The following is a 24,016-nucleotide window of genomic DNA, read 5'->3' as shown; positions in this document are numbered from 1 at the left end:
TCTCGCATCTTCTGGATTTGTCTGCGGATTCCTAGTAAAAGCAGCGGTAAAGAACGAATTCATAGACCGAACGGGAGAATTGACGTCGCGGCTCGGATTCTGACCTCCGTTGAGTGGCGACGATCGGCTGAGCGACTGGTTTCAAGATTTCTTGATTTTTCGCCGTTCCCCTGCCATATAGGGCCGAACTTCATCTCATAACGATCATTCTCGGATGATCGCCGATTGAGAGTGGGGCCCTCCGGGGACCCGCTCTTTTTGCTTTGATCGTTCGAGAGCTTCAAGGACAGCGCTTGACGCAAAACGCCGCCGCCAGCACGACCTTTGACGAACCGCGTCTCATCAGTGAGACCGGCGTCGCCGCGCGCGTCGCGCATCTTGTAGAGCCGGTGCTGGGGCAGTTGGGCTACCGACTCGTGCGCGTGCGGCTCTTGCAGCAGAACGGCCCCATTCTGCAGATCATGGCGGAGCGTCCGGACGGAACGATGACCGTTAATGATTGCGAGGCGGCGAGCCAGGCGCTGTCGCCCGAACTCGACGTCGCCGATCTCATCGCCAGTGAATATCGACTAGAGATTTCTTCTCCAGGCGTCGATCGGCCGCTGGTGCGTCTGTCGGATTTTCACCGCGCCATCGGCCATGAGGTGAAGATCGAACTGACCCATCCCGTGGCGAGCGGACGCAAGCGTTTTCGCGGCGTCATTAGCGGCGTCGAAGGCGAGGGACAAGGCGCGACGCTCGCGCTGGAGCGCACCGACGCGCGCTCGGATGAAGAAAAAGCCGTGTCGCTGCCGCTCGCCGATCTCGACGAAGGCCGGCTGGTGCTGACCGAGTCGCTCATTCGCGAGTCGCTGCGGGCCGGAAAGCTCCAACAGACTGAAGAGACGCAGGAGGAGGCGGACGCGGAGGAGCGTCCGCGCCGTGGACCGGGACGCTTTCGCGGTCCCGCGCAACAGAAGCAAAAACCGCTGGCTCCGGCCGGCGTGCAAACCCAGTTCAAGAAGGCCGGCGGCAAACCAAAGCCCTCCGGCCGTTCGAGGGGAGACTAACAATGGCCGTCAGCGCCAACCGACTTGAGATTTTGCAGATCGCCGAAGCCGTCGCGCGGGAAAAGTCGATCGACCGTTCGATCGTCATCGCGTCGATGGAGGACGCGTTGCAGAAGGCGGCGCGCTCGCGCTACGGCCAGGAAACCGAGGTGCGCGCCGAGATCAATTCCAAGACGGGCGAAGTTCGCTTCTCGCGGCTGCTGCTTGTCGTCGACGAGGTCGAAAACGACTCGACGCAGATTTCGCTCGCCGAAGCGCGCAAGCGCAATCCGGCGGCGCAGTCCGGCGACTGGATCTCGGAGACGCTGCCGCCTTTCGACTTCGGCCGCATCGCCGCGCAGTCTGCAAAGCAGATCATCGTGCAGAAAGTGCGCGAGGCCGAGCGCGACCGCCAGTATGAAGAATACAAGGATCGCATCGGCGAAATCGTCAACGGGGTGGTCAAGCGCGTCGAATACGGCAATGTCGTCATCGACCTTGGCCGCGGCGAAGCCATTATCCGCCGCGACGAGATGATCCCGCGCGAAATGTTCCGCCCGGGCGATCGCGCCCGCGCCTATGTCTACGATGTGCGCCGCGAGCAGCGGGGCCCGCAGATCTTCCTCTCGCGCACCCATCCGCAATTCATGGCGAAGCTGTTCAAGCAGGAAGTGCCGGAGATCTATGACGGCGTCATCGAGGTGAAGTCGGTCGCCCGCGATCCGGGTTCGCGCGCCAAGATCGCCGTGGTGTCGCGCGATTCCTCGATCGATCCGGTCGGCGCCTGCGTCGGCATGCGCGGCTCCCGCGTTCAGGCGGTCGTCGGCGAGCTGCAGGGCGAGCGCATCGACATCATTCCCTGGTCCGCGGACGCCGCGACCTTCATCGTCAATGCGCTGCAGCCGGCGGAAGTGGTCAAGGTCGTCCTCGACGAGGACAGTTCACGCATCGAGGTCGTGGTGCCTGACGATCAGCTTTCGCTCGCGATCGGCCGGCGCGGCCAGAATGTGCGTCTCGCCTCACAGCTGACGGGCTGGGACATCGACATTCTCACTGAGGCTGAAGAGTCGGAGCGCCGGCAGAGGGAATTCGTCGAGCGCACGAAGTCGTTCATGAACGCCATCGACGTCGACGAGGTCGTCGGGCGGCTGCTGGCGTCCGAGGGCTTCCGCTCGGTCGAGGAGCTCGCCTATGTGGAACTTCCCGAACTCGCGACGATCGAGGGCTTCGACGAGGATACCGCCGCCGAAATCCAGAACCGCGCCAAGAACTATCTGGAGCGCATCGAGGCGGAGAACGAAGAGCGCCGCAAGGCGCTGGGCGTCGCCGACGACCTGCGCGAGATCGAGGGCCTGACGACCGCGATGATGGTGAAGCTCGGCGAAAACGACGTGAAGACGATGGAGGATTTCGCCGGCTGCGTGCCGGACGACCTCGTCGGCTGGAGCGAGAAGAAGGATGGCGAGACGGTCAAGCACGAGGGCTATTTCGAGGGCATTGACCTGTCGCGTGAAGAGGCTGAGGCGATGATCATGTTCGCGCGGGTGCGCGTGGGCTGGATCGAGGAGCCGGTGGCGCCGGCCGAGGTCGAGGCTGAAGCTCAGGCGGAAGGCGAATAGCGGATTGATCGAGGGCATGACGCGCGAGCCGCATGTTTCGGAGAGGACCTGCATCGTGACGCGCCAGAGCGGCGCGCCCGAGGCGATGATCCGCTTTGTGCGCGGGCCGGACGGCGCGCTTGCGCCCGACATCAAGGCGCGGCTTCCGGGCCGCGGCGTCTGGGTGACGGCGCGCGCCGACGTCGTTGCGCAGGCGGCGCAAAAGCGTCTGTTTGCGCGCGCGCTGAAGACACAGATCGACGCCGCGCCGCAATTGGCCGAGGACGTCGACCGATTGCTCGAAGCTGATTGTCTGCAGATGCTGTCGCTGGCCAATAAGGCGGGCGCCGTTGTGGCAGGCTTCGGCAAGGTCGCCGACGCCCTCGCGCAAGGTTCTGTCCGCGCGCTGATCGAAGCCCGCGACGGCGGCGAAGACGGCAAGCGCAAGCTTGCCCAAGCGGCCCGGCGCGCCGGGTCGACGACCCCCGTCATCGGCTTATTTTCATCGCTGCAATTGGATTTGGCGTTGGGCCGCACAAATGTGATACATGCTGCCCTCGCCGGGAGCGGTCCGACGACGGCTTTCATCGGGCGATGCCGTCGACTCGCCGCCTATCGGGGCGTATGCATCGACGGCGCGACGGCGGCGGGCGACGAAAACGAGGCGAAGCCGAACGGCTGCGCAGACTGAAGTTAACGGGTCGTAGCGACCCAGGATTGGGAACTGGATGAGCGAAGGCGAGAACAGCGGCGACAAAACTCTGACCGTCGCGCCGTCGAAGACGTTGCACTTAAAGCAGCGACCGGTCGAGCATGGCATGGTCCGTCAGAGCTTCTCCCATGGCCGCTCGAAAGTGGTCGTGGTCGAGAAGGTGAAGCGCCGCGCGCCCGGACATGTCGAACCGGCGAAGCCGGCCGGCGCGACGGCCCCGATTGCGGAGCCGCCGGCGCCGCCGCCGAAGGCCGCGCCGAAATCCGAGACCCAGCGTTCGGCGCCTGCGCCGCGCTCCGGCTCGGGCGTCGTGCTGCGCGCATTGACCGATGAGGAGCGCGAGGCGCGCGCCCGCGCGCTGGTCGATGCGAAATCGCGCGAAGAGGACGATCGCCGCCGCGCTGAAATCGACGCCAAGGCGCGCAACGAACGCGAGGAGCGCGAGCACGCTGAGCGCGCCGCCGCCGACGCGCGCAAGCGCGAGGAAGAAGAGCGTCTCGCGCGCGAAGCCGAATCGAAACGCAAGTCCGAGGAAGAAGCGCGTCGCCGGCTACCCGGTGACGCCGCCGGCGTTGCAGCGCCGCGCAGTCCCGTCGGGGCCGCCGCGCCTGGTCCGGCCGGCGCCCGGGCGCCCATTCGCACAGAGGGCGAAGCCACGGTGCGACGACCGCCCGTGCGCACCATCGGCGGCTTCACGCCGCCCGCGCCGCCGCGCCCGACCCCCTCTCGCGGCGGGGCCATGAAAGATCGCGGCCGGCTGACGGTCTCCACCGCCACGGCCGGAACCGACGAAGAGCGCACGCGCTCCGTCGCCTCCTTCAAGCGCCGCCAGCAGCGGTTGTTCCGCGGCCAGGTGGAGCAGAAGGAAAAAGTTCTGCGTGAGGTGATCCTTCCCGAGACGATCACCATTCAGGAACTCGCGAACCGCATGTCGGAGCGCGCGGTCGACGTCATCCGCCTGCTGATGAAGCAGGGCGAGATGCACAAGATCAACGACGTCGTAGATGCTGATACGGCGCAGCTCGTCGCGGAAGAGATGGGCCATACGGTCAAGCGCGTCGCCGAATCCGACGTCGAGGAAGGCCTGTTCGACACGCCCGACATTGACGGCGATCTCACGGCGCGTCCGCCTGTCGTCACGATCATGGGCCACGTCGACCACGGCAAGACGTCTTTGCTCGACGCCATTCGCCAGGCCAATGTCGTCTCCGGGGAAGCCGGCGGCATTACCCAGCATATCGGCGCCTATCAGGTGACGGCCCCCAACGGTCACGCCATCACCTTCATCGACACGCCCGGCCACGCCGCCTTTACGGCGATGCGCGCCCGCGGCGCCAAGGTCACGGACATTGTGGTGCTGGTCGTCGCGGCTGACGACGGCGTCATGCCGCAGACGATCGAGGCGATCAATCACGCCCGCGCCGCTCATGTCCCGCTGATCGTCGCCATCAACAAGATCGACAAGCCGGACGCCAAGCCTGAGCGGGTGCGCACCGAACTGCTGCAGTATGAAGTGCAGGTCGAATCCATGGGCGGCGACACGCTCGAAGTCGAAGTCTCGGCGAAGCAGCATACCAATCTCGACAAGCTGCTCGAGCTGATCGCGCTTCAGTCCGAGGTGCTTGACCTCAAGGCCAACGCCGATCGCGCCGCCGAAGGCACGGTCATCGAGGCGCGGCTCGACCGGGGTCGAGGGCCTGTGGCGACCATGCTGGTTCAGCGCGGCACGCTTCACGTCGGCGACATTGTCGTCGCCGGAACCCAATGGGGCCGCGTGCGCGCGCTGCTCGATGACAAGGGCGCCGCGCGTCCCGAAGCCGGCCCGAGTTTCCCTGTCGAGATTCTGGGTTTCAGCGGCACGCCGGAAGCCGGCGACCGCGTGGCTGTCGTCGAGTCGGAAGCCCGCGCCAGGGAGATCGCCGAATATCGCGAGCGGATGAAGCGTGACAAGATCGCCGCGCGCGGCGGTTCGGCGCGCGGTTCGCTTTCCGATATGATGAGCCAGCTCAAGACGGCGGGCCGCAAGGAATTCCCCCTCGTCATCAAGGGCGACGTGCAGGGCTCGGTCGAAGCCATCGCCGCGGCGCTCGAAAAGCTCGGCACCGAAGAGGTCGGGGCGCGCATCGTGCATGCCGGCGTCGGCGGCATCTCGGAATCCGATATTTCGCTCGCCGAGGCCTCCAACGCCGCGGTCATCGGCTTCAACGTGCGCGCGCACAAAGAGGCGCGCGACGCGGCGGAACGCGCCGGCATCGAGATTCGCTACTACAACATCATCTACAATCTCGTGGATGACGTGAAGGGCGCGATGTCCGGCCTGCTGGCGCCGACGCTGCGTGAAACCCTTCTCGGCAATGCAACGATCCTCGAGGTCTTCGATATTTCGAAGGTCGGCAAGGTCGCTGGCTGCCGCGTGACGGATGGCAATGTCGAGCGCGGCGCCAATGTGCGGCTCATCCGCGACAATGTCGTCGTGCATGAGGGCAAGCTCTCGACGCTCAAGCGCTTCAAGGACGAGGTCAAGGAAGTCGCCGCTGGACAGGAATGCGGCATGGCTTTCGAGAACTACCAGGACATGCGCGCCGGCGACGTCATCGAGTGCTATCGCGTCGAGGAAATCAAGCGAACGCTGTAGGCGGCGCTGCGCCGCCGCGAAACGTCATGGCCGGGCGCGTCCCGGCCATCCTCGTCGCGCTGAGCCGCGCTACCTTCATTCATTACGCTTCATGCGCGGGATGCCCACAGGCGCGGGCGTGAGACGACTGCAATTACCGGGTCCAAAATGTCCAGAGCTCATCACTCACAGGCCGGGGCGCCGTCGCAGCGTATGTTGCGCGTCGGCGAACTCGTTCGTCACGCCGCCGCCCGGCTGCTCACACGCGGCGAAATCACCGATCCGGTGCTCGAACAGCATGTCGTGACCGTTTCGAGGGTGAAGATGAGTCCCGATCTCAAGCTCGCGACGATTTACGTCGTTCCGCTGGGCGGCAAGGATGAGCCTGAGGTGCTCGCCGCGCTGGATCGCCACAAGCGATTTTTGCGCGGGGAGATCGTGCAAGAGGTGAATTTGAAGTTCGCGCCCGAAATCCGCTTTCGCATCGACGACACATTCGACAATGTGTCGCGCATCGACGCGCTGCTCAGTTCCGACCGTGTGAAGCGCGATCTCGCCGATGGCGACGACGCCAAAGAGGATGGCGTTGAGGAATGAGCAAAAAAAAATCGGACCGAGTCGTCGTGGACGGCTGGTTGGCGCTGGATAAGCCTGTCGGCCTGACGTCCACGCAGGCGGTGTCGCGCCTCAAGCGCATCTATAACGCCCAAAAGGCCGGCCATGCGGGCACGCTCGATCCGCTCGCGTCCGGCATTCTTCCGGTCGCCTTCGGCGAAGCCACCAAGACCGTGCCCTTCGTTCAGGACGGCGAGAAGGCCTATCGTTTCACCGTGCATTGGGGCGTCGAGACCGACACGGACGACGCCGACGGTCGGGGCGTGCGCGAGAGCGCTCTGCGGCCGGAGCGCGCCGCGATCGAAGTTCTGCTGCCGCAGTTCGTCGGCGAGATCTTGCAGACGCCGCCGCAGTTCTCGGCGATTAAAATCGCCGGCGAGCGCGCCTATGACATCGCCCGCGAGGGCGAACTGGTCGATTTGAAGCCGCGCGTGGTCAAGATCCGCTCGCTGACGCTGATCGACGCGTCGCGCGACGACGCGACTTTCGTCATGGAATGCGGCAAGGGCGCTTATGTGCGCGCGATCGCCCGCGATCTCGGTCGGGTTCTGGGCTGTTTCGGGCATGTCACGGCGCTGAGACGCACCCGCGTCGGGCCTTTCGTCGAGGACGACGCCTTTACGCTCGACGAGATCGAAAATCAGAACATGGCCGCAGAGGCGCTGCTGTCGGTAGAAGCCGGATTGGCCGAACTGCCTTGCGTCGTTGTCGATCGCGACATGGCGGCGCGGCTGCGGCGTGGCGGCTCGGTGATTTTGCGGGGCCGCGACGCGCCGCATGAGGGCATTGTCTACGCCGCTTGCGGCGGCGTGCCGGTCGCCTTCGGCGAAATCGTCCAGGGCGCGCTGGCGCCGGCGCGGGTTTTTAATCTCCCGTTCTGAGCCTATTCGACAATCGCGACGCCTCCGGACGATGCGGCGGGCATTCGTCGGCAAGCCGATCCAGCGAGGACCGGCGCATTCGACGGCGAAGCCAGCCGCTATTTAGGGTTTTGATGGCGCGCGCCCAAAACCTCGGCCAGCGGCGCCTTTCGCGTGGTTTCGCGAAAGCGCATGAGATCATCGATCGCGCGATTGATCTCCGCCTGTTTGACGCCAGGTTCCGCCGCTCGGCCTGTGATGCGACGCGCCTGCCTCGTGTTTTCTTCAGAAGTGCCGCCAGCGCGGGCCAGAGGGTGTTTTACATCTCGCAGGATGCCTAATCTCGACGGGTTAAACAACCCGTCAAATATTGTCCTAGACCGACCGGCAGTTGATCTTGTCACGGGAAGCTTGTCCTATTGGCTTCGAGATTCGCCGCACATGACCCGTCCGCCCAAACTCCTCATCTTCGACTCAGGCCTTGGCGGCCTCACGGTCTTCGCCGAGACCGTCAAGCTGCGCCCGCACGGGGATTATGTGTATTGCGCGGATGACGCCGGCTTTCCTTATGGGTCCTGGAAGGAGCCGGAGCTCGTCGAACGCGTGATGGAACTCATGGAGCGGCTGATCGCCGAGCACGCGCCGGACATCGTGGTCATCGCCTGCAACACCGCTTCGACGATCGTTCTGCCCTATTTGCGCGTGCATTGGCCCGCCTTGCCTTTCGTCGGCACGGTGCCGGCGATCAAGCCGGCGGCGGAGCGCACCAAGTCAAAGATGATTTCCGTGCTCGGCACGCAGGGCACGGTGGCGCGCGACTATACGCAAAACCTGATCGCGCAATTCGCTGCGCATTGCATGGTGACTCTCGTCGGCTCGAAACGTTTGGCGAGTCTCGCTGAGAGCTACATGCATGGGGAAGGCGTGAGAGACGCCGACATCGGCGCGGAGATTGCTCCCTGCTTCAACGCAGAAGGCGACAGACGCACGGACGCCATCGTTCTCGCCTGCACGCATTATCCGCTGCTGGTCGACGAGTTCAAACGACTTGCGCCCTGGCCGGTCGAGTGGATCGACCCCGCGCCGGCGATCGCGCGGCGCGCGGATCAATTGCTTGGCGAGCGCTTCGGCGCGGATGCGCCGGGACGCCAGCCGGTCTCCCGTCGCATCATCTTCACGAGCGGCGCCCGTCCCCCGTCGCCGCTCGTCGCAGCGCTCGCGCGCTACGGCCTTGCGTGGACCGCTGTTGTCCCTACCGCCTAGTGCGGGGCGTGGTCGCGTTTCGCCAAAGCGCCAATGTTCCAGAAGGCGTTATGGCTTGTTCCGATCCGTCAATGTTTCGAGAAACGCGACGATGGCGTCGATGTCTTTTTCGGACAGCCGCGGCTTTTCCCCCGGCTTGCGGTCGTAGGGAACCTCGTCGACGTTGACGTTTTCATGTGCGGACGCCGGCAGGTCGTCATATTTTTCCGGCTTGCCGCGCCGGTCTTTGGGATACCAGCGGCCGGGATCGGTGTCGCGCGTCGCGTAAAAGGCGACGACGTCGCGCAGTCTGTCGAAGACGCCATTGTGCAGATAGGGGCCGGTGACGGCGATGTTGCGCAAGGTCGGCACTTTGAAGGCGCCGCAGACGCTCTCGACCTTGAAGCCCGCGGGAGCTACTTCAGCGAGTCCTGCTCGCGCGCACAGGCCGAGATCGGGAGCTGAATCAGCCTTCGCCGCGCTCGGAATCGCTTTATTCCGTGGACCACCGAGCGCGTCATAGGTGAAGTCGGTGAAGAGCCAGTCCTGAGGATTGCGCGAATCTTCCTTGCCGGCGTGACAGGCGAGGCAATTGCCCTTCTTGGGGTCCTTAAAGAGTTCGAAGCCTTTCTTCTCCAGGGCCGTCAACGGCGCTTGCCCGCGCAGATAATCGTCAAATTTGGAGGCGAAGGGATGAAAGCGCGCGCTCGCCTCGAAAGCGACGACCGCTTGCGCGAGCTTCACGAAGGCGGCGTCCGGATCGGCGAAAACTTTGTCGCCATAGACCTGGCGGACAAGGTCGGCGTAGGCGCCGCCCTGCACCGTCTGGACCACGAAGCGCTTCGACGGCGCGTTCATCTCGAGCGGATCGAGCATCGGACCTTCGACCTGGGCGAGGAGATCGTGTGCGCGGCCATCGAAAAACTGTCCGCCAGCCGGAATTTTTTCGACCTTGCCGGTTTCTTCGTCCTTATCGTCGATGAATTCGAAAGGCGGCGCGAAGGACGCATACATGATCGACGGCGTGTTGCGCTTGCCCAGAGACGTCGGCAGCGAGCCCCGCGCCACGGACGGGACGCTCGAACCATTATTGCCTTGAAAGGCCGTCGCGGCGTCATGGCAGGAGGCGCAGGAGACCCCCGCCGGACGCGACAGGCTCGCGTCTTCGAACACGCGCTTGCCGAGGAGTTCCAGCGCCGTCAGGCCGCGTTCGTCCGCCGCGGCGGCGCGAGGTGGCGCAGGCTGCGCGTAGAGCGGGGAGCCGAGCACTGCGAAGACGGCGCAAAGCGCGGCTTGGCGCGCCTTGCGTAGACAGGAAAGGGTCACTTGAGCAGCCCGTTGGAGAAGAAAGCGCGTTTCTCCGCGCCTTCCGAAACTTTAGGAATCGAGCGGCGCAAAGGTCAATTTCGTTAATTTGGATATCTTCCAGCAAGGCCGCAAATTTACACTGCATGCCGCGCGCGCAGCAGCAAGCTGCGCCGTCAACTTACATCCAACACACTGAAATTAACCAGATTTAATCTCCTGAAAGCAACCTGGCGCAGTACAGCCACATTTTAACGTTTGTCTGGACGCGGATGGTGCGACCGCGCGCGACTCATCGCGGAGTCCTTGGCGCGCGCAATGAAAGGGTTCAGGCATGATGGATATCGGCGACGATAAGGAGCTGATGGCTGAATTTGCCGAGTTTAAAGAGCTGCTGCGCCGCGACCTCGGCCACGCCCCCGAGCCAACTGCTGCGCCGGCTCAGGGCTTCGAGCGCCCGCCAACGAATGCAGCGATCAATCCGGGTCCTTCTCCTCAAGCGCCGCGCGCGGAGGAAGCTTGGAGCGCGGTCCATGCGACCGACGAAGAATTCTACGACGAACCGGAGGACGAACGTGAAGGCGGCCGTCGGGCCTTGTTCTTCGCGGCGGCCGCGGTGGTCATCGCCGGACTGGCGGCCCTGACCTGGGTCTTGGGGCCGTGGAGCGCGGTCGGGCCCGGCGAGGATCCGGCGCTGGCCACGGCGCCGCCTTTGGCCGCTCCGGAAGCCGCTGAACCCGTTCTCGGCAGCGCCCCGCCGCAACCGCAGGACGCCGCGCCGACGGATGATGAGACCGCCAAAGCGGCCGCGCTTGAGGAAAGCGCCAAGGCGCCTGCCGCCGAACCCGCGTCTGGCGCGGACCTCCAGTCGGAGCCAGCGCCGTCGGCAGGCGCGGCGATGATGCCGACCAATCCGGCGGCTGCGCCGCTTGGCGCGACCATTCCTGTTCCCACCGGCGCCGCCGCTGCGCCGCAACTCGCGCCACTGCCCACGGCGCCGCTGCCCACGACGGCGACGGCGCCAACGCCCATGAGGGCGACGACGCCCATGACGGCCACGGCGCCGGCGGCCCCTGCGCGGACATCGCCGCCGACGGCGGTTCCGCCCAAAGCCGCGGCGCTGACGCCGCCGCAAGCGGCTGCGCCCGCCGCGCCGGTTTCAGCGCCGCCGGCCGCCGCCGACCAAACGGTTGAAACGCCAAAGCCCGCGCCGCGCGCAAAGGTCGTGAAGCAGAAGAAGCCGGCGAAGCCGGTGGCCAGCCGACCCAAACCAGCCGCCGAGGCGCCGGTGGCCGTCGCGGCGCCTGAGCCGGCGCCGGTCGCGCCGCCTCCACCTCCGCCGCCCGCGAGCGACGGACCTTTCGGCTTCGTCAAGCGCTCGGTGAACTCGGTCGGATCGGCCATCGGCGGCCTCGTACGCTGACCTGAGAACGGCTCCATTCGAAACGCCGGCGCGAGCGCGCCGGCGTTTTTCTTTTGGCGAATGGATCAGCAGTGGCCTTTGCCAAACGCCATAGCCTGTGACTTTATCCAGGACTGGGCGGGCGCGTCCGTCTCGACGATCCTGGAGAGCTGAAGGCATGGCCAAACCCACTCAAGCTGACGCAGAGGCGGCCGTGCGGGTTCTCATCGAATGGGCGGGAGACGATCCTAGTCGCGAGGGTCTGATCGACACGCCGGAGCGTGTGGCGCGCTCCTACCGCGAGCTTTTCGCGGGCTATGAAGTCGATCCGCGCGACTACCTCAAGCGCACCTTCGACGAGGTCGGCGGCTATGACGAGCTCGTGGTCCTCAAGGACATCCGCGTCGTCAGCTTCTGCGAGCACCACATGTTGCCGGTGACCGGGCGCGCGCATGTCGGCTATCTGCCGAGCAACCGCGTGGTCGGCATCTCCAAGCTCGCGCGCGTCGTGCATGGCTTCGCGCGAAGGCTGCAGATTCAGGAAAAGCTCACCGCCGAGATCGCCGAAGCGATCCAGGATATTCTGGAGCCGCAGGGCGTCGGCGTCGTCATCGAGGCGGAGCACAGCTGCATGACGCTGCGCGGCGTCAACACAACCGGCTCGCTCTTGACGACGAGCCGCCTATTGGGCGTCATCCGCGACGACCCGCGCACCCGCGAGGAATTCCTCGGCATGGTGCACGGGAAGTAAATCGCGCGGTGCCTGTTCTAGGACAGCGCCTTCTTCAGCTCCGCGACGATGGCGTCGCCCATCTCTTTCGTTGAGACGGTCGAGGGCGCGTCGCCCTTGATGTCGGCCGTGCGCAAACCCTTCGCCAGCACATTGGCGATCGCCGCGTCGATGGCGTCGGCCGACTTCGGCAGATCGAAGCTGTAACGCAGGGCCATGCCGAGCGAACCGATCATGGCGATCGGATTGGCGATGCCCTTGCCGGCGATGTCGGGCGCCGAACCGTGGCAGGGCTCATACATCGCATGGCGCTTGCCCTGTTCATCCGCTGCGCCGAGCGAGGCCGACGGCAACATGCCGAGCGAGCCGGTGAGCATCGCGGCTTCATCGGACAGCATGTCGCCGAAGAGATTGTCGGTGACGATCACGTCGAACTGCTTGGGCCAGCGCACGAGCTGCATGCCGAGCGCGTCGGCGAGCATATGTTCGAGCGTCACGTCGGCATATTCGCGCTTATGCAGCGCGGTGATCACTTCGCGCCACAGATAGCCCGACTTCATCACATTCGATTTTTCGGAGGAGGTCACCTTGTTGCCGCGCTTGCGCGCCAGCTCGAAAGCGACCCGACCGATGCGCTCGATCTCATAGGTCTCGTAGACCTGCGTATCGACGGCGCGTTTCTGGCCATTGCCGAGATCGGTGATCTCCTTGGGCTCGCCGAAATAGACGCCGCCCGTCAATTCGCGCACGATCATGATGTCGAGGCCGTCGACGATCTCGCGTTTCAGGGAAGAGGCGTCGGCCAGCGCCGGATAGCAGATCGCCGGACGCAGATTGGCGAAAAGCCCCAAGTCCTTGCGCAGGCGCAGAAGGCCGGCTTCGGGCCGCACGTCATAAGGCACGCCGTCCCATTTCGGCCCGCCGACGGCGGCGAGCAGCACGGCGTCGGCCTCATGCGCGCGCTTCATGTCATCTTCGCTGATCGCTTGCTTATGCGCGTCATAGGCGGCGCCGCCGACGAGTCCCCGCTCGACCTCGAAGCTGGCGACGCCCGCTTCGTTCAGAACGGCGAGAACCTTTTCGGCCTCGGCGGAAATTTCCGGTCCGATGCCGTCGCCCGGCAGGAGCAGAAGCTTGTATATGGCCATTGAATGCCTCGTCGTCGGCTTTGAAACTCGCGTCGTGAATAGAGCGCGCGACAAGGCGACGCAACCGCACGAAATTTCATTTTGTCGTGCGACAATTCGCCTGCCGCGCCGCCCTTGCCGCAGCGCGTTAAGCCGTGCAGCTTGAAAAATGTCAAACGCAAGGGGGCTTCGCGCGAGACGCGTCAATCAATGAGCGACGTCCGCGGGAAGCGATGCGCAGGCTCTGCGCAGTTGGGAGACGCTTGAGATGAAGAGCTACAAAACCATCGTGCATATCATGGCGCTTAGCCTGTTCGGCGCCCTCGCCGGCGCGGCGCCCGCCAAGGCTTTCTGCCTCGTCAATTGCGAGCCCAAGCCCGAGCACGCGAAGCAGGTCTTTGAAAATCTCATCAAGAAGAAATTCGACAAGGACGTCGTGATCGAGGACTTCAAGGTCACGCGCTTCTGGCCGCTCGACGTCGAAGGGGCCGGTCACGCCGGCTATGAGTTCTACTACACGGCGAAAGTGCGCTTCCCCAAGGGCGCCAATCTCGAGTGCAAGCCGGAGGGCGGCGCGAAGCCCGGCTGCTCCGATAACACGAGCTATTATTCCACGACGATCCAGAACCAGATGATCAAAGACAAGCAATATATCGAGCCGGGCAGGGTCATCGACTTCAGCGACGAGACGCGATTCGACGAAGAAGGCTCGAAGTGGAAGGGCCAGGACGGCAATTTTTATTGAGCGGCGTTCGAGTCTCTAATTGATCGCGGGCCGCCAGGCTCGCGATTCTTCGTTTAGGCGGCTGATCGCACGGTCTTATCCCCTTCCGCGCGCGCGGCGCTTGGTGTAAAAGGCGCCCAACGATTGCGCGTCGAGCTCGGCTCAGGCGCGGCTGGAAGGGTGCACATGCAGCAGGTCATTATCGCGATCCACCTGATGGTGGTGACGGCGCTCGTCATTCTGGTGCTTTATCAAAAGTCGGAGGGCGGCGCGCTCGGCATGGGCGGCGGCAGCGGCGTTTTCACCGGCCGCGGCCAGGCCAATGCGCTCACCCGCGCCACGGGCATCCTCGCGACGATCTTCTTTATCACCAGCATCGCGCTGACCGTGCTGCCGGCCTGGGAACGGCGCAGCGAAGGCGGCGACGACTGGACCAAGGCGCTTGATCCAGCATCGATCCAGATCAAGGAGCTTCCCAAGACCCAAGGCAAGAGCGGGCAGGCCGCGCCTGAAACGGCGCCCGAACCCGGCAAGGACAGCATTTTCGAGCAGCTCCAGCGCGCCCAGCAGAAGCGCCAGCAGAGCGCGCCCGTAGAGGCGCCGCCGGCCGCCGCACCGCCGCCGGCCGCAACCCCGCCAGCGGCAACTCCGCCCGCCGCCGAAGCGCCGGCGCTGCGCCCGTCGCAGGAGCCCGCTCCGCAGGCTCCGGCCGCTGAAGCGCCGAAGCCCGTCGCGCCGCCTGCCGAAGCTCCCAAGGCGGATGTCCCCAAGCCTGAAGCGATTGCGCCCGCAGCGCCGCCGGCCGCCGAAGCGCCAAAGCCTGACGCCTCGAAGCCTGACGCCCCGAAGACTGACGGCTTGAAGTGGGAAGCGCCGAAGACGGAGGCCCCGGCGACGGCGGCTCCGCTGGCCCCGGCCGCGGAAGCCCCCAAGCCCGTCGCGCCGCCTGCCGAAGCCCCCAAGGCGGAAGCTCCGAAGCTTGAAGCGGTTGCGCCCGCCGCCGAAGCGCCGAAGCCCGACGCCTCGAAGAGTGACGGCTTGAAGTGGGAAGCGCCGAAGACGGAGGCTCCAGCCGCGCCGGCTGCGCCGGCTCCGGCTGCGGAAGCTCCGAAGCCCGCCGCGCCGGAAACCAAGCCCGCGCCTTCGACGATCTGGAAAGCCCCGACCCAGTAGCGGGCGTCAAATCCGCCATCCGATTGATCTTGGCTGGGGGCAACCGCCCCCGGCCCGATAGAATCCGCTATTAGAATCGCTGGAAAGGCGTTAGGCGTTAGGTCCCATGGCGCGGTACATCTTCATCACCGGCGGCGTGGTCTCCTCTCTTGGCAAGGGTTTGGCGTCGGCGGTGCTCGGCGCGCTGTTGCAGGCGCGCGGCTATACGGTCCGGCTGCGCAAGCTCGATCCCTATCTCAATGTCGATCCGGGCACGATGTCGCCCTATCAGCACGGCGAGGTCTTCGTCACCGACGACGGCGCGGAGACCGATCTCGACCTTGGACATTATGAGCGCTTCACCGGCCGCCCGGCCTCGAAGCAGGATAACGTCACAACGGGCCGCATCTACCAGGACATCATCAGCAAGGAGCGGCGCGGCGATTATCTCGGCGCGACGATCCAGGTCATTCCGCATGTGACCAACGCCATCAAGGAGTTCGTCGTCGATGGCAATGAGAACGTCGATTTCGCGCTGATCGAGATCGGCGGCACGGTCGGCGACATCGAGGGCCTGCCGTTCTTCGAGGCGATCCGCCAGCTCAAGAACGATCTGCCGCCGCATCACTGCATCTATATCCATTTGACGCTGCTGCCTTACATTCCCAGCGCCGGCGAGTTGAAGACCAAGCCGACGCAGCATTCGGTCAAGGAGCTGCGCTCGATCGGCATTCAGCCCGACATTCTGCTCTGCCGCACCGACCGCGAGATTCCGCGCGAGGAGCGCCGCAAGCTCGGACTCTTCTGCAATGTGCGCGAACAGGCGGTGATCGAGGCGCGCGACGCCGCCAACATCTATGACGTGCCGCGCGCCTATCACGCGGCGGGGCTCGACGCGCAGGTGCTCGCCGCCTTCGGCATCGAACCGGCGCCCAAGCCCGACATGAGCCGCTGGAACGCGGTGACGCAGCGCATCAACAATCCCGAGGGCGAAGTCACCATCGCGGTGGTGGGCAAATACACCGAGATGAAGGACGCCTATAAGAGCCTCATCGAGGCGCTGGCGCATGGCGGGCTGGCGAACCGCGTGAAGGTCAATCTCGACTGGATCGAATCGGAGATTTTCGAGAGCGCCGATCCCGCCGCGCATCTTGAACATGTGCACGGCATTCTCGTGCCCGGCGGCTTCGGCCAGCGCGGCGCCGAGGGCAAGATTCTGGCGGCGCGTTTCGCGCGCGAGCGCGGCGTGCCCTATTTCGGCATCTGCTTTGGCATGCAGATGGCGGTGATCGAGGCCGCCCGCGCGCTCGCCGGTATTGAGAAGGCGAATTCGACCGAGTTCGGCCCCTGCGCCGAGCCGGTCGTCGGCCTGATGACCGAATGGCTCAAGGGCAATGAACTCGAAAAGCGCGGCGTCGGCGAGGGTCTCGGCGGCACCATGCGGCTTGGCGCTTTTCCGGCGCTGTTGAAGCCGGATTCGCGCATCGCCGGCATTTACGGCGCGACGGAGATCTCCGAGCGCCACCGCCATCGCTATGAGGTGAATTTCGCCTATCGCGAACGCTTAGAGGACTGCGGGCTGTTGTTTGCGGGCTCTTCGCCCGACGGCCTCTTGCCCGAGACGGTCGAAATCCCGGGCCACCCCTGGTTCATCGGCGTGCAATATCACCCCGAATTGAAGTCGCGCCCCTTCGAGCCGCATCCGCTGTTCGCGAGTTTTATTGCGGCGGCGAAGGCGCAGAGCCGGTTGGTGTGATTGGACACGTCAGCGACCAAATTTTGTCGCCTTGCCCTTTTTTAAATCTTTTTCATAGCTGCTCAACAGCCTATTCCGCCAAGCCAGAACGCGAGCAGGACTTTTTAAATCCGACTTATAATCCAATGTGGTGCCATCTTCTTCGATCTCGTAGTTAAAATCAATAATAATGTCATGTATTACGTCGGGTACCTGACTAAGTGGTAGCGCTCTATTTGCTTCAGACGCCATTTCATCCTTATTTGATATAATTCTTCTCGCATCTGGAAACTTATCAATGATATGCAGGATTACATTTAGTATAAAAAATCGAGTAAGCGCATAGCCTGCCATATGTTCATTTCTTAATTCTATTATCTTGTCAGATATTATATTGAATAGCTCAACAAGAAAAACGATACGCGCCGCCGTAACTTCTTGTCTTCCAAATATACCAGCGTACTTTTCGTCAAAGACCTTGTAGACTTGATGGCACGAATGAGGCTCGTCTAGGTCGAAAGCCATTAGTAAGCGACCAGCAAACTCATTAGTTATCGCCTCTCGGCCATCGGCGGTTTTCTCACCACGTTTTATTTCAAACGAATAAGCCTGGAAATATTTATCGAACTCAGATTTTAGCCTAAGCATAATAGTGTGGTTCGATCGCAGATCACTAGCTTTGATGGCATTCTGATTTTTGCTGTCTAAAGTGATTTTTCTAGCTAATTATTCATTTCTCAAAGAAATAACTTTTGTTAACACTCTAAGATCGTCAGAAAGTAGTGACGCATTCTTATAAAAAGTGGATATACTTTGGGCACCATTTACAACAACAAAGTTTTCAACCGTTAGTTTGCCTTCGTCTGCGTCAATAGCCGCCCCTCCGCAAAGCAAGGTTATCCCGTTATGATACAGCGGAAAATTTTTGTGCTCTTTCTTATCAGTGATCGATGCCGCGATAGACTTATTTACTGATGTGTTTCCTAGAGTAAGGCGGACATTCTGCTTGAATAATGTTGTATCTTCAATTCCACTGAGCTTTATAAGCTCAGTGGCTTTTGCTGGAAATAGAAATATCTCGATACCATCATCACCTTCGACCTCAAGACAACCACAGTAAGACGTATCGAACTCAAATTTTCCCTTTACGCCCTCTTCTGCCTCAAAATCTATATATTCCAACACAATTTTGTCTCTATCATAAACAATAAGATTTTCGGTGTGCTCAAGGTATTCATGGCAATTATGGTCTTGATCCTGATTAGCTATAAATACGCCTACAACTTTATATCCACTGGATATCAATTGCTTTAGGTTATTCCTTGCTATAACCTTTTTAAGCTCAGTATTTGCGCTGCTTGAAAGTATTAAGTCGATAGACTCAGCGCTTTTGAATTGAGTTAATGCTCCGACAAAGGATTTTATGTCCGAGTCGCCGAGAGTTCGTCCATCTTTTTGTGTAATTTTGCTTTGAAATATATGGACTTCTTGCGCCGACCCATCGACATAGATGCCGTCAATACCCTTGTCGTTGCGTTCGTCGCAGATCGCGTCATCGGCATCGACATCGTTCAAGCGATAAATATTTTCAAGAAACCAATTTAGAAACGAAGCGGATTCGGATCGTCCTTTCACCGTATATTTCGAAAATAGTTTTTTAACTCAGAATATTTGAGGTTGTCTTTGTTCATAATCGTCCTCTGTCCTGCGCATAATTGGTCACAAGAAATACCTCACTGGTGCCATAGAGTCATGTGCCACACGGGACCGCATGACTGTATTGAGCGCATAAGGCTGCGGCGCTATCCTGTCTCATTCGATCACGTAAATGTCGGCGACAAGCGCGGGCATGTCGCGGTGAGAATACAATCAGGCGAGTGAGGACAGGAGCTGTTTCAGCAGCGCTCACCCCAACTCATATTCCTCATCGATCGGCACGCCGAGCGCGGTCACAAGCCGGTTCGTCTCCGAGGCCATGCCGACGATCGCCAGCAGTTCGCGATATTCCTCTTCGCTCATGCCCTTCGCGCGGGTGTTGGCGGTGTGCGAATGGATGCAAAGGGAGCAGAGCGCGTTGGTGTGATTTGAGCCTGGGCGGTATATATTGGCGCAAGGAGATCGCCTCAATGACGGACCATCCTCTCATCGTGCTCGACCCGAAGGTTCTTGCTGGCAAGCCGGTGGTGCGCGGGACGCGGCTTTCAGTCGAGTTCGTCATCGGGCTCATGGCCGACGGCTGGTCCGAGGCGGATATTCTGCGCAATTACCCGACGCTTTCGCGCGAAGACATTTCGGCCTGCCTCGCTTATGCGCGAGACGCCTTGAAGTCGGAGAAAATCTACCCTAGCGCCGCGTGACATGCGCTTTCTCGCCGATGAGAATTTTCCCGCCGAGGCCGTGTTCGCCTTGCGTCGCGCCGGTCATGATGTGGTCTGGGTCTGCGAAACGGCGTCTGGCGCAAGCGACAAAGCCGTTCTTGCCATGGCCACAGCGGACCGTCGAATTCTGCTCACCTTCGACAAGGACTTCGGTGAGCTGGCTTGGCGGTCGGATTTGGCGCGATCATGTGGAATCATCCTGTTTCGCCTACCGACGCCGCCGGCTGCGTCGGTAGGCGACACGCTCGCGGCGCGGATCGCGGAGCGAGATGACTGGATCGGGCATTTCTCCGTCATCGAGCCGGGGCGGGTACGGATGCGAGAACTGAAAATGTGACAGTTGAGAACTGTGCGGCCTTTGGCGGGGTTTCCGCACGTCATAGCCCCAACTCACCCCACCTCATATTCCTCATCGATCGGCACGCCGAGCGCGGTGACGAGACGGTTCGTCTCCGACGCCATGCCGACGATCGCCAGCAACTCGCGATATTCCTCTTCGCTCATGCCCTTCGCGCGGGCGTTCGCCGTGTGCGAATGGATGCAATAGGGACAGGCGTGGGCGATGGAGACGGCGATGTAGATCATCTCCTTGACCTTCGGCTCCAACACGCCCGGACCCATCACCTGCTTGACGCTCTCCCAGGTGCGCTTCAGCGTCACGGGATCATGCGCCAGCGCGCGCCAGAAATTATTGACGAAATCGCTTTTGCGCGTCGCGCGAATGTCGGCGAAGACGGCCTGCGCTTCGGGCGAGAGGTCTTCGTCGGCAAGCAGTCGAACCGTGGCCATGATTCTTTCCGTTTGGAGCGAGGGAAGCGAGACGTCATTTGTTGGGAGGGTTGGCGGCGGCGGGCCATGTGCGAGGGCCCGGATTGATATGATAGTTCACGCCGCAGCCCGAAAGCGCCGAGGCGATCACGGCAAGCAATATCAATTTGACAAGCGTTGTTCGCATCTTTCCTCTCCTGCGGCGTCGACGTTCCGTTTTTGTCAGAAAAACCCCACACGCGCCCGTTGAATCACTGTGTTTACGGCTTGTGACAATGGCGCGTGTTTTGCTTCTCGCGGCCTGCGACACGCGCGCATGACAGGGAGAGAAACGCAGGACGTCAGCTGGTCCCGCTGCCGAGTTTTCTGCCTCATTTCAAGGCGGTGCGCCAATTTGACCGAGCCGCGCCCAATTGACGCGCGATATGCTGCAGCGCACAATGTTCGCCACATACCTGCGCTACACGATTCGACCGGCGAGGCGCGCGCCCGTCGAATTGTCTGCGCGGCGTCGAGGAGGTCATGATGGAATCGGTCAAACAATGGTTTCAGGACTGGTCGGACGCGTGTGAATACGCCAAGGAATGCGCCCCCGACTTTTCCTTCCTCAAGTCTTTCGCCTTTGGCGAACCCTATACGGCGCTCATCAGCATCGCCGGCGTCTGCTGGCTGGTCTGGGCGCTCAATGAGCGCGCGATCAAGCGCAAAGCCGCGCTCCTGCAGGCGAGGGCCTTAAAGGCGGAAGGCTGCGCGGAATCGCGAGACGCCGCGCTGCGGGATATGACGCGGGCGCCCGTCGAGTACGACAAGAAAGAAAAGCTCGCGGCGTGATGCGGCGAAGCGCGCATTGAACGCGCCCAGCCGCGCGCTATCCTTGCGTTAGAGCGCTCTTCGTAAAGGGGCGCGCAATGGCTGTCGGGCTTGTGCCCCAACTCCCGCGAGGATACGACGCCCGCATGACGCGGCTGCGCGCGCCGCAGCCGAGAGCGGCCTCGCCTGACGTCCAGATTGATGAGAGCGACGTTGGGAGGCGAGGGAGCATCATGAGCGAATTTTCCGTCGGCAATGGCGCCTGGGTCCTGGTCGGAGACGGCCGCCGGGCGCTGTTTTTTCAAAATCACGGCGACGCCGAACTCCTCGACCTTCGCGTCGTCGAAACGCGCGTTGACGACAATCCGCCGACGCATGAGCAGGGAACGGATCGTCCCGGCCGAAGCTTCACGTCCTTCTCGCCCGGTCGAAGCGCCATGCAAAATACCGACTGGCATGAGTTGGAGGAGGAGCGCTTCGCCCGCGCCATGGCGGACCGCATCAATCAGGCGGCGGAATCAGGAGAATTGGACGCCATCGCCATCATCGCGCCGCCAAAGGCGCTCGGCGAAATCCGCAAGGAGCTATCCGTCAAGGCGCAAAGCAAGGTTGTTGGCGAACTCGCCAAGGACCTGACGCGCCATCCGCTCAAGGATATTGAAAAGGCGCTGACCCGCGGCTGAAAGGCAGGGGAAAGTTTTGAGGCTTTCCCCTGCGCAGTCGGAGGCGATTCGTCCCAGCCCCGCCTCCGACGCTCGCCTCTTCAGCGAGCGTGGCCATAATGGCGCATTCCTCTCAAGAAATCAGTGCGGCTGCGCACAGCGCGCGAAACCGTCGCATTTGAGCCGCAATGATGAGGGACGGAGCGTGTTTGGCTTCGCCTGAGCGGCGACGCCGCGGATGAACACTTGAGTACAGGCGGCGTATGGGGCGCGGGCGGATTATCTTGGCGGCGCTTCTGGCGCTCGCGTTCAGCGCTTGTTCAAGCCGGCCGCACGGCACGCTTGTCGCGACGCATCAGGTTGCGCCCGGCGCCAGCGTCGTCGATCTTCTGGTCGTCACCACGCGGCAGCCCAATGACTCCGAGCCCGGCGTCATGTTTTCGGGCGAACGCGGACACGGCGTTCATTTCGCCGATATCGCCGTCTCGATCCCGCCAGACGCCTCGCGCGCGGTCGGGGAAGTGCAGTGGCCGGATGGGCCGACTCCCAACCCGGCCATCCAATTCGCCACCGTGCGCGCCGAGGTGCTGAGCAGGGAGGCGGCGCTCGCGGACTTCAACGCCCGCATCCGCAAGACGCCCAAGCGGCAGGTGCTTCTCTTCGTCCACGGCTTCAACACGCGTTTCGAGGAGGCGGTCTACCGCTTCGCGCAGATCGTCCACGACTCGCGCGCCGAAGTCACGCCGGTGCTGTTCACCTGGCCGTCGCGCGGCCGGCTGCTGCAATATGGCTATGATCATGAGAGCGCCAGCTATTCGCGCGACGCCTTGGAACTCGTGCTGCAGGCGCTGCAGCGTGACCGGGACGTCGGCGAGATCTCGATTCTGGCGCATTCGATGGGCAATTGGGTGACGCTGGAAGCGCTCCGCCAGATGGCGATCCGCAATGGCCAGATCGGATCGAAAATCCAGAACGTCATGCTCGCCTCGCCGGACGTCGATTTCGACGTCTTCCGGCGTCAGATCGCCGAGATCGGCGGCGTTCGACCTTCGATCTTTACGCTGTTCGCCTCGCGCGACGACGACGCGCTCGCGGCGTCCCGCCGCTTCTGGGGCAATACGCGTCTGGGCGCCGTTGATCCGAAGGCGTCCCCCTATCAGGAGGTCCTCGACCGGGATCGGGTGAAGGTCGTCGATCTGACGGGCATCGCCACCAGCGATCCTTTGGAGCATAGCAAGTTCGCGTCCTCTCCCCAGGTCGTGCGTTCCATCGGGGCCAGGCTGGCGCAGGGTCAGCCGCTCCGGGACGGCCAGCCGGGCCTGGGGGATCACCTTGGAATCGCGACCGCGGGGGCGGTTTCGGCGGTCGGCGGCGTGGCCGGGGCGGCGGTCGCTGCGCCCTTCGCCATTGTCGATCCGGCGACGCGCGAGAATTTGAGCGAACATCTAAGCGCCGCCGGTCAAAAGCTTGATACGCAATATTAATTTAACACAGCTGTGAATTCGATGCGTCTGGTGGCCCTATTTTGGAGGGCTGTTGCCGCAATGTCACAGCCAGCGAGGCTGAAGCCCTTTAGGGTCGACAGCTCGCGACGATCACCCACGGGACTTCAATAGCAATGTCATACAAGCGTCAGCTTCTCGCCGTTCTGGCGGTCGCCCTCGCTGCGTCTTCAGCGCGCGCCGAGGGTCCGACCTGGTGGAAGGCTCCGCTCTCGGAAAACCCCGGCCCCAAGCGCGCCGTTGACGGCGTCAACGGCAAGCTCGAAGGTTTTGGCGGCGGCTCTGACTGGCTGGGCTTCGCGCGCTTGAACAACGCCTCGGCCGGCGGGATGGGGTCGATCATCGCCCCCGTCGGCGACCGTTTTGGATTTCAGGTCGACGCGATCGCGGCGGCGCATCGCGGCTTCTTCGTGAGCGGCGGCGCCGGACACGCCTTCTGGCGCGATCCAAGCGTGGGTCTCCTCGGCGGCTATGGCGCGATCGCTCACGATAAGCGTCTCGACGACACGCGTTTCCGCGTCGGCGCTGAAAGCGCCTATTACTATGGGCCGTTCTCACTCTCCAGCATCGCCGGCTATGAGGAGAGCTCGGGCCATTTCTTCACGCCGCTGGGCTATGGTCCGGGATATCTCGCCTATCAGTGGCAGCCGCGGCGCGGGCGCTTCTTCGACATGTTCGATATCAGCGTCTATCCGACCTACAACGTCAAAATCTCGGTCGGCCATCGTTACGTCGGAGGGCGGCATGCGGCCGCGCTTAGCGGCGAGGCGCTCATCTGGAATCTCGGCCATTCCGCGATCACCGGCTTCATCGAAAGCCGCGTGGGCGAGAATGATTACAAGGCTGTATGGGGCGGCATTCGCATTTATCTCGGCGAAAGCGACAAGACTCTCATCAGCCGCCACCGCGAAGACGACCTGCCCAATTGGCTGAAGGACGACATGTTCGCGTCGCAGAACAGCGTTCGCGTGGGCGCGACGCCCGTCTTTTTCCCGACCCTGCAGCAGCCTTGAAGCCGCCGCGCTGCGCCCGATATGCGGGACGCAGCGTGA

Annotated in this window: 24 protein-coding genes and 1 pseudogene; 19 read left to right on the top strand and 6 right to left on the bottom strand. The window is 62.7% G+C overall.

Annotated features, from left to right (window positions below):
- Positions 1–293: 293 nt before the first annotated feature.
- From rimP to murI, 8 genes are all read left to right on the top strand, one after another.
- Positions 294–1,049 (top strand): ribosome maturation factor RimP, encoded by a 756-nt coding sequence (rimP, locus tag ACPS74_RS09040; RefSeq protein ID WP_029651100.1) that lies wholly within the window; start codon positions 294–296, stop codon positions 1,047–1,049.
- A gap of 2 nt (positions 1,050–1,051) precedes the next feature.
- Positions 1,052–2,647 carry a transcription termination factor NusA gene (gene nusA, locus ACPS74_RS09035; RefSeq protein WP_029651099.1) on the top strand — a complete coding sequence of 532 codons (1,596 nt, stop codon included), beginning with the start codon at positions 1,052–1,054 and terminating at the stop codon, positions 2,645–2,647.
- A gap of 16 nt (positions 2,648–2,663) precedes the next feature.
- Entirely contained in the window at positions 2,664–3,317 is a 654-nt protein-coding gene (locus tag ACPS74_RS09030; protein ID WP_239753746.1) for an RNA-binding protein, read from the top strand.
- 37 nt (positions 3,318–3,354) lie between these two features.
- Complete coding sequence (gene infB / locus ACPS74_RS09025; protein ID WP_425622371.1) at positions 3,355–5,973, top strand: translation initiation factor IF-2; 2,619 nt, start codon at positions 3,355–3,357, stop codon at positions 5,971–5,973.
- A 192-nt stretch (positions 5,974–6,165) separates the two neighbouring features.
- Complete coding sequence (gene rbfA / locus ACPS74_RS09020; RefSeq protein WP_029651475.1) at positions 6,166–6,549, top strand: 30S ribosome-binding factor RbfA; 384 nt, start codon at positions 6,166–6,168, stop codon at positions 6,547–6,549.
- Complete coding sequence (gene truB / locus ACPS74_RS09015; protein WP_029651476.1) at positions 6,546–7,448, top strand: tRNA pseudouridine(55) synthase TruB; 903 nt, start codon at positions 6,546–6,548, stop codon at positions 7,446–7,448. The genes rbfA and truB overlap by 4 nt, the downstream gene beginning before the upstream one ends.
- A 113-nt stretch (positions 7,449–7,561) precedes the next feature.
- Positions 7,562–7,768 carry a hypothetical protein gene (locus ACPS74_RS09010; protein ID WP_029651477.1) on the top strand — a complete coding sequence of 69 codons (207 nt, stop codon included), beginning with the start codon at positions 7,562–7,564 and terminating at the stop codon, positions 7,766–7,768.
- A 100-nt stretch (positions 7,769–7,868) separates the two neighbouring features.
- Positions 7,869–8,690: a glutamate racemase gene (gene murI, locus ACPS74_RS09005; RefSeq protein WP_029651478.1), complete on the top strand. Its 822-nt coding sequence runs from the start codon at positions 7,869–7,871 to the stop codon at positions 8,688–8,690.
- 48 nt (positions 8,691–8,738) lie between these two features.
- On the opposite strand, the gene ACPS74_RS09000 is transcribed toward murI, so the two are convergent.
- Complete coding sequence (locus tag ACPS74_RS09000; RefSeq protein ID WP_029651479.1) at positions 8,739–9,995, bottom strand: cytochrome-c peroxidase; 1,257 nt, start codon at positions 9,993–9,995, stop codon at positions 8,739–8,741.
- Between the two features lie 313 nt (positions 9,996–10,308).
- On the opposite strand from ACPS74_RS09000, the gene ACPS74_RS08995 reads away from it, so the two are divergent.
- Positions 10,309–11,397, top strand: a complete 1,089-nt coding sequence (locus tag ACPS74_RS08995) for a hypothetical protein (RefSeq protein ID WP_239753749.1) — start codon at positions 10,309–10,311, stop codon at positions 11,395–11,397.
- 157 nt (positions 11,398–11,554) lie between these two features.
- Positions 11,555–12,127 carry a GTP cyclohydrolase I FolE gene (gene folE, locus ACPS74_RS08990; RefSeq protein WP_029651417.1) on the top strand — a complete coding sequence of 191 codons (573 nt, stop codon included), beginning with the start codon at positions 11,555–11,557 and terminating at the stop codon, positions 12,125–12,127.
- Positions 12,128–12,144: 17 nt separating this feature from the next.
- Here folE and leuB read toward each other — a convergent pair whose 3' ends face one another.
- Positions 12,145–13,254: a 3-isopropylmalate dehydrogenase gene (gene leuB, locus ACPS74_RS08985; protein WP_029651416.1), complete on the bottom strand. Its 1,110-nt coding sequence runs from the start codon at positions 13,252–13,254 to the stop codon at positions 12,145–12,147.
- A 247-nt stretch (positions 13,255–13,501) separates the two neighbouring features.
- Here leuB and ACPS74_RS08980 point away from each other — a divergent pair, with 247 nt between their 5' ends.
- The 3 genes from ACPS74_RS08980 (at position 13,502) to ACPS74_RS08970 (ending at position 16,865) form a co-directional block, all read left to right on the top strand.
- Positions 13,502–13,978: a hypothetical protein gene (locus ACPS74_RS08980; RefSeq protein WP_029651415.1), complete on the top strand. Its 477-nt coding sequence runs from the start codon at positions 13,502–13,504 to the stop codon at positions 13,976–13,978.
- Positions 13,979–14,143: 165 nt separating this feature from the next.
- The gene (gene secG, locus ACPS74_RS08975) at positions 14,144–15,130 is read left to right on the top strand and encodes a preprotein translocase subunit SecG (RefSeq protein ID WP_239753750.1); all 987 of its coding nucleotides are present in this window, start codon (positions 14,144–14,146) and stop codon (positions 15,128–15,130) included.
- 106 nt (positions 15,131–15,236) lie between these two features.
- Positions 15,237–16,865: a CTP synthase gene (locus ACPS74_RS08970; RefSeq protein ID WP_029651678.1), complete on the top strand. Its 1,629-nt coding sequence runs from the start codon at positions 15,237–15,239 to the stop codon at positions 16,863–16,865.
- A gap of 9 nt (positions 16,866–16,874) precedes the next feature.
- Here the strand turns inward: ACPS74_RS08970 and ACPS74_RS08965 are convergent, their stop codons facing one another.
- The 3 genes and pseudogenes from ACPS74_RS08965 to ACPS74_RS08955 form a co-directional block, all read right to left on the bottom strand.
- Positions 16,875–17,492: a hypothetical protein gene (locus ACPS74_RS08965; protein ID WP_029651679.1), complete on the bottom strand. Its 618-nt coding sequence runs from the start codon at positions 17,490–17,492 to the stop codon at positions 16,875–16,877.
- 78 nt (positions 17,493–17,570) lie between these two features.
- Positions 17,571–18,419, bottom strand: a complete 849-nt coding sequence (locus tag ACPS74_RS08960; RefSeq protein ID WP_193392195.1) for an AIPR family protein — start codon at positions 18,417–18,419, stop codon at positions 17,571–17,573.
- A 330-nt stretch (positions 18,420–18,749) separates the two neighbouring features.
- A pseudogene (locus tag ACPS74_RS08955) lies at positions 18,750–18,911 on the bottom strand (carboxymuconolactone decarboxylase family protein); the annotation flags it as partial.
- Positions 18,912–18,970: 59 nt separating this feature from the next.
- Here ACPS74_RS08955 and ACPS74_RS08950 point away from each other — a divergent pair.
- Positions 18,971–19,201 (top strand): DUF433 domain-containing protein, encoded by a 231-nt coding sequence (locus ACPS74_RS08950; protein WP_029651680.1) that lies wholly within the window; start codon positions 18,971–18,973, stop codon positions 19,199–19,201.
- A gap of 1 nt (position 19,202) precedes the next feature.
- Positions 19,203–19,559 (top strand): DUF5615 family PIN-like protein, encoded by a 357-nt coding sequence (locus ACPS74_RS08945; RefSeq protein ID WP_029651681.1) that lies wholly within the window; start codon positions 19,203–19,205, stop codon positions 19,557–19,559.
- A 53-nt stretch (positions 19,560–19,612) separates the two neighbouring features.
- On the opposite strand, the gene ACPS74_RS08940 is transcribed toward ACPS74_RS08945, so the two are convergent.
- Complete coding sequence (locus tag ACPS74_RS08940) at positions 19,613–20,011, bottom strand: carboxymuconolactone decarboxylase family protein (RefSeq protein WP_029651682.1); 399 nt, start codon at positions 20,009–20,011, stop codon at positions 19,613–19,615.
- A gap of 501 nt (positions 20,012–20,512) precedes the next feature.
- Between ACPS74_RS08940 and ACPS74_RS08935 the strand changes: the two genes are divergently transcribed.
- From ACPS74_RS08935 to ACPS74_RS08920, 4 genes are all read left to right on the top strand, one after another.
- The gene (locus ACPS74_RS08935; protein ID WP_244471439.1) at positions 20,513–20,821 is read left to right on the top strand and encodes a hypothetical protein; all 309 of its coding nucleotides are present in this window, start codon (positions 20,513–20,515) and stop codon (positions 20,819–20,821) included.
- Positions 20,822–21,033: 212 nt separating this feature from the next.
- Positions 21,034–21,483 carry a host attachment protein gene (locus ACPS74_RS08930; RefSeq protein WP_029651684.1) on the top strand — a complete coding sequence of 150 codons (450 nt, stop codon included), beginning with the start codon at positions 21,034–21,036 and terminating at the stop codon, positions 21,481–21,483.
- Positions 21,484–21,725: 242 nt separating this feature from the next.
- A complete protein-coding gene (locus tag ACPS74_RS08925; RefSeq protein WP_029651685.1) occupies positions 21,726–22,946 on the top strand; it encodes an alpha/beta hydrolase in 1,221 nt (406 codons plus the stop codon).
- A 134-nt stretch (positions 22,947–23,080) separates the two neighbouring features.
- Positions 23,081–23,977 (top strand): hypothetical protein, encoded by an 897-nt coding sequence (locus ACPS74_RS08920; protein ID WP_029651686.1) that lies wholly within the window; start codon positions 23,081–23,083, stop codon positions 23,975–23,977.
- The last annotated feature ends 39 nt before the right edge of the window (positions 23,978–24,016 follow it).

It is taken from the genome of Methylocystis sp. SB2 (assembly GCF_049817085.1).
Classification (GTDB): domain Bacteria; phylum Pseudomonadota; class Alphaproteobacteria; order Rhizobiales; family Beijerinckiaceae; genus Methylocystis; species Methylocystis rosea.
This window is presented reverse-complemented; position numbering and strand designations above follow the sequence as displayed.

What these genes read in the sequence shown, in the direction of transcription:
- nusA (WP_029651099.1), top strand. Translation starts at nt 1,052, where the DNA reads ATGGCCGTCAGCGCCAACCGACTTGAGATTTTGCAGATCGCCGAAGCC.
- ACPS74_RS09030 (WP_239753746.1), top strand. Translation starts at nt 2,664, where the DNA reads ATGACGCGCGAGCCGCATGTTTCGGAGAGGACCTGCATCGTGACGCGC.
- infB (WP_425622371.1), top strand. Translation starts at nt 3,355, where the DNA reads ATGAGCGAAGGCGAGAACAGCGGCGACAAAACTCTGACCGTCGCGCCG.
- rbfA (WP_029651475.1), top strand. Translation starts at nt 6,166, where the DNA reads ATGTTGCGCGTCGGCGAACTCGTTCGTCACGCCGCCGCCCGGCTGCTC.
- truB (WP_029651476.1), top strand. Translation starts at nt 6,546, where the DNA reads ATGAGCAAAAAAAAATCGGACCGAGTCGTCGTGGACGGCTGGTTGGCG.
- ACPS74_RS09010 (WP_029651477.1), top strand. Translation starts at nt 7,562, where the DNA reads ATGGCGCGCGCCCAAAACCTCGGCCAGCGGCGCCTTTCGCGTGGTTTC.
- murI (WP_029651478.1), top strand. Translation starts at nt 7,869, where the DNA reads ATGACCCGTCCGCCCAAACTCCTCATCTTCGACTCAGGCCTTGGCGGC.
- ACPS74_RS08995 (WP_239753749.1), top strand. Translation starts at nt 10,309, where the DNA reads ATGATGGATATCGGCGACGATAAGGAGCTGATGGCTGAATTTGCCGAG.
- folE (WP_029651417.1), top strand. Translation starts at nt 11,555, where the DNA reads ATGGCCAAACCCACTCAAGCTGACGCAGAGGCGGCCGTGCGGGTTCTC.
- leuB (WP_029651416.1), bottom strand. Translation starts at nt 13,254, where the DNA reads ATGGCCATATACAAGCTTCTGCTCCTGCCGGGCGACGGCATCGGACCG.
- ACPS74_RS08980 (WP_029651415.1), top strand. Translation starts at nt 13,502, where the DNA reads ATGAAGAGCTACAAAACCATCGTGCATATCATGGCGCTTAGCCTGTTC.
- secG (WP_239753750.1), top strand. Translation starts at nt 14,144, where the DNA reads ATGCAGCAGGTCATTATCGCGATCCACCTGATGGTGGTGACGGCGCTC.
- ACPS74_RS08970 (WP_029651678.1), top strand. Translation starts at nt 15,237, where the DNA reads ATGGCGCGGTACATCTTCATCACCGGCGGCGTGGTCTCCTCTCTTGGC.
- ACPS74_RS08965 (WP_029651679.1), bottom strand. Translation starts at nt 17,492, where the DNA reads ATGCTTAGGCTAAAATCTGAGTTCGATAAATATTTCCAGGCTTATTCG.
- ACPS74_RS08950 (WP_029651680.1), top strand. Translation starts at nt 18,971, where the DNA reads ATGACGGACCATCCTCTCATCGTGCTCGACCCGAAGGTTCTTGCTGGC.
- ACPS74_RS08945 (WP_029651681.1), top strand. Translation starts at nt 19,203, where the DNA reads ATGCGCTTTCTCGCCGATGAGAATTTTCCCGCCGAGGCCGTGTTCGCC.
- ACPS74_RS08940 (WP_029651682.1), bottom strand. Translation starts at nt 20,011, where the DNA reads ATGGCCACGGTTCGACTGCTTGCCGACGAAGACCTCTCGCCCGAAGCG.
- ACPS74_RS08935 (WP_244471439.1), top strand. Translation starts at nt 20,513, where the DNA reads ATGATGGAATCGGTCAAACAATGGTTTCAGGACTGGTCGGACGCGTGT.
- ACPS74_RS08930 (WP_029651684.1), top strand. Translation starts at nt 21,034, where the DNA reads ATGAGCGAATTTTCCGTCGGCAATGGCGCCTGGGTCCTGGTCGGAGAC.
- ACPS74_RS08925 (WP_029651685.1), top strand. Translation starts at nt 21,726, where the DNA reads ATGGGGCGCGGGCGGATTATCTTGGCGGCGCTTCTGGCGCTCGCGTTC.
- ACPS74_RS08920 (WP_029651686.1), top strand. Translation starts at nt 23,081, where the DNA reads ATGTCATACAAGCGTCAGCTTCTCGCCGTTCTGGCGGTCGCCCTCGCT.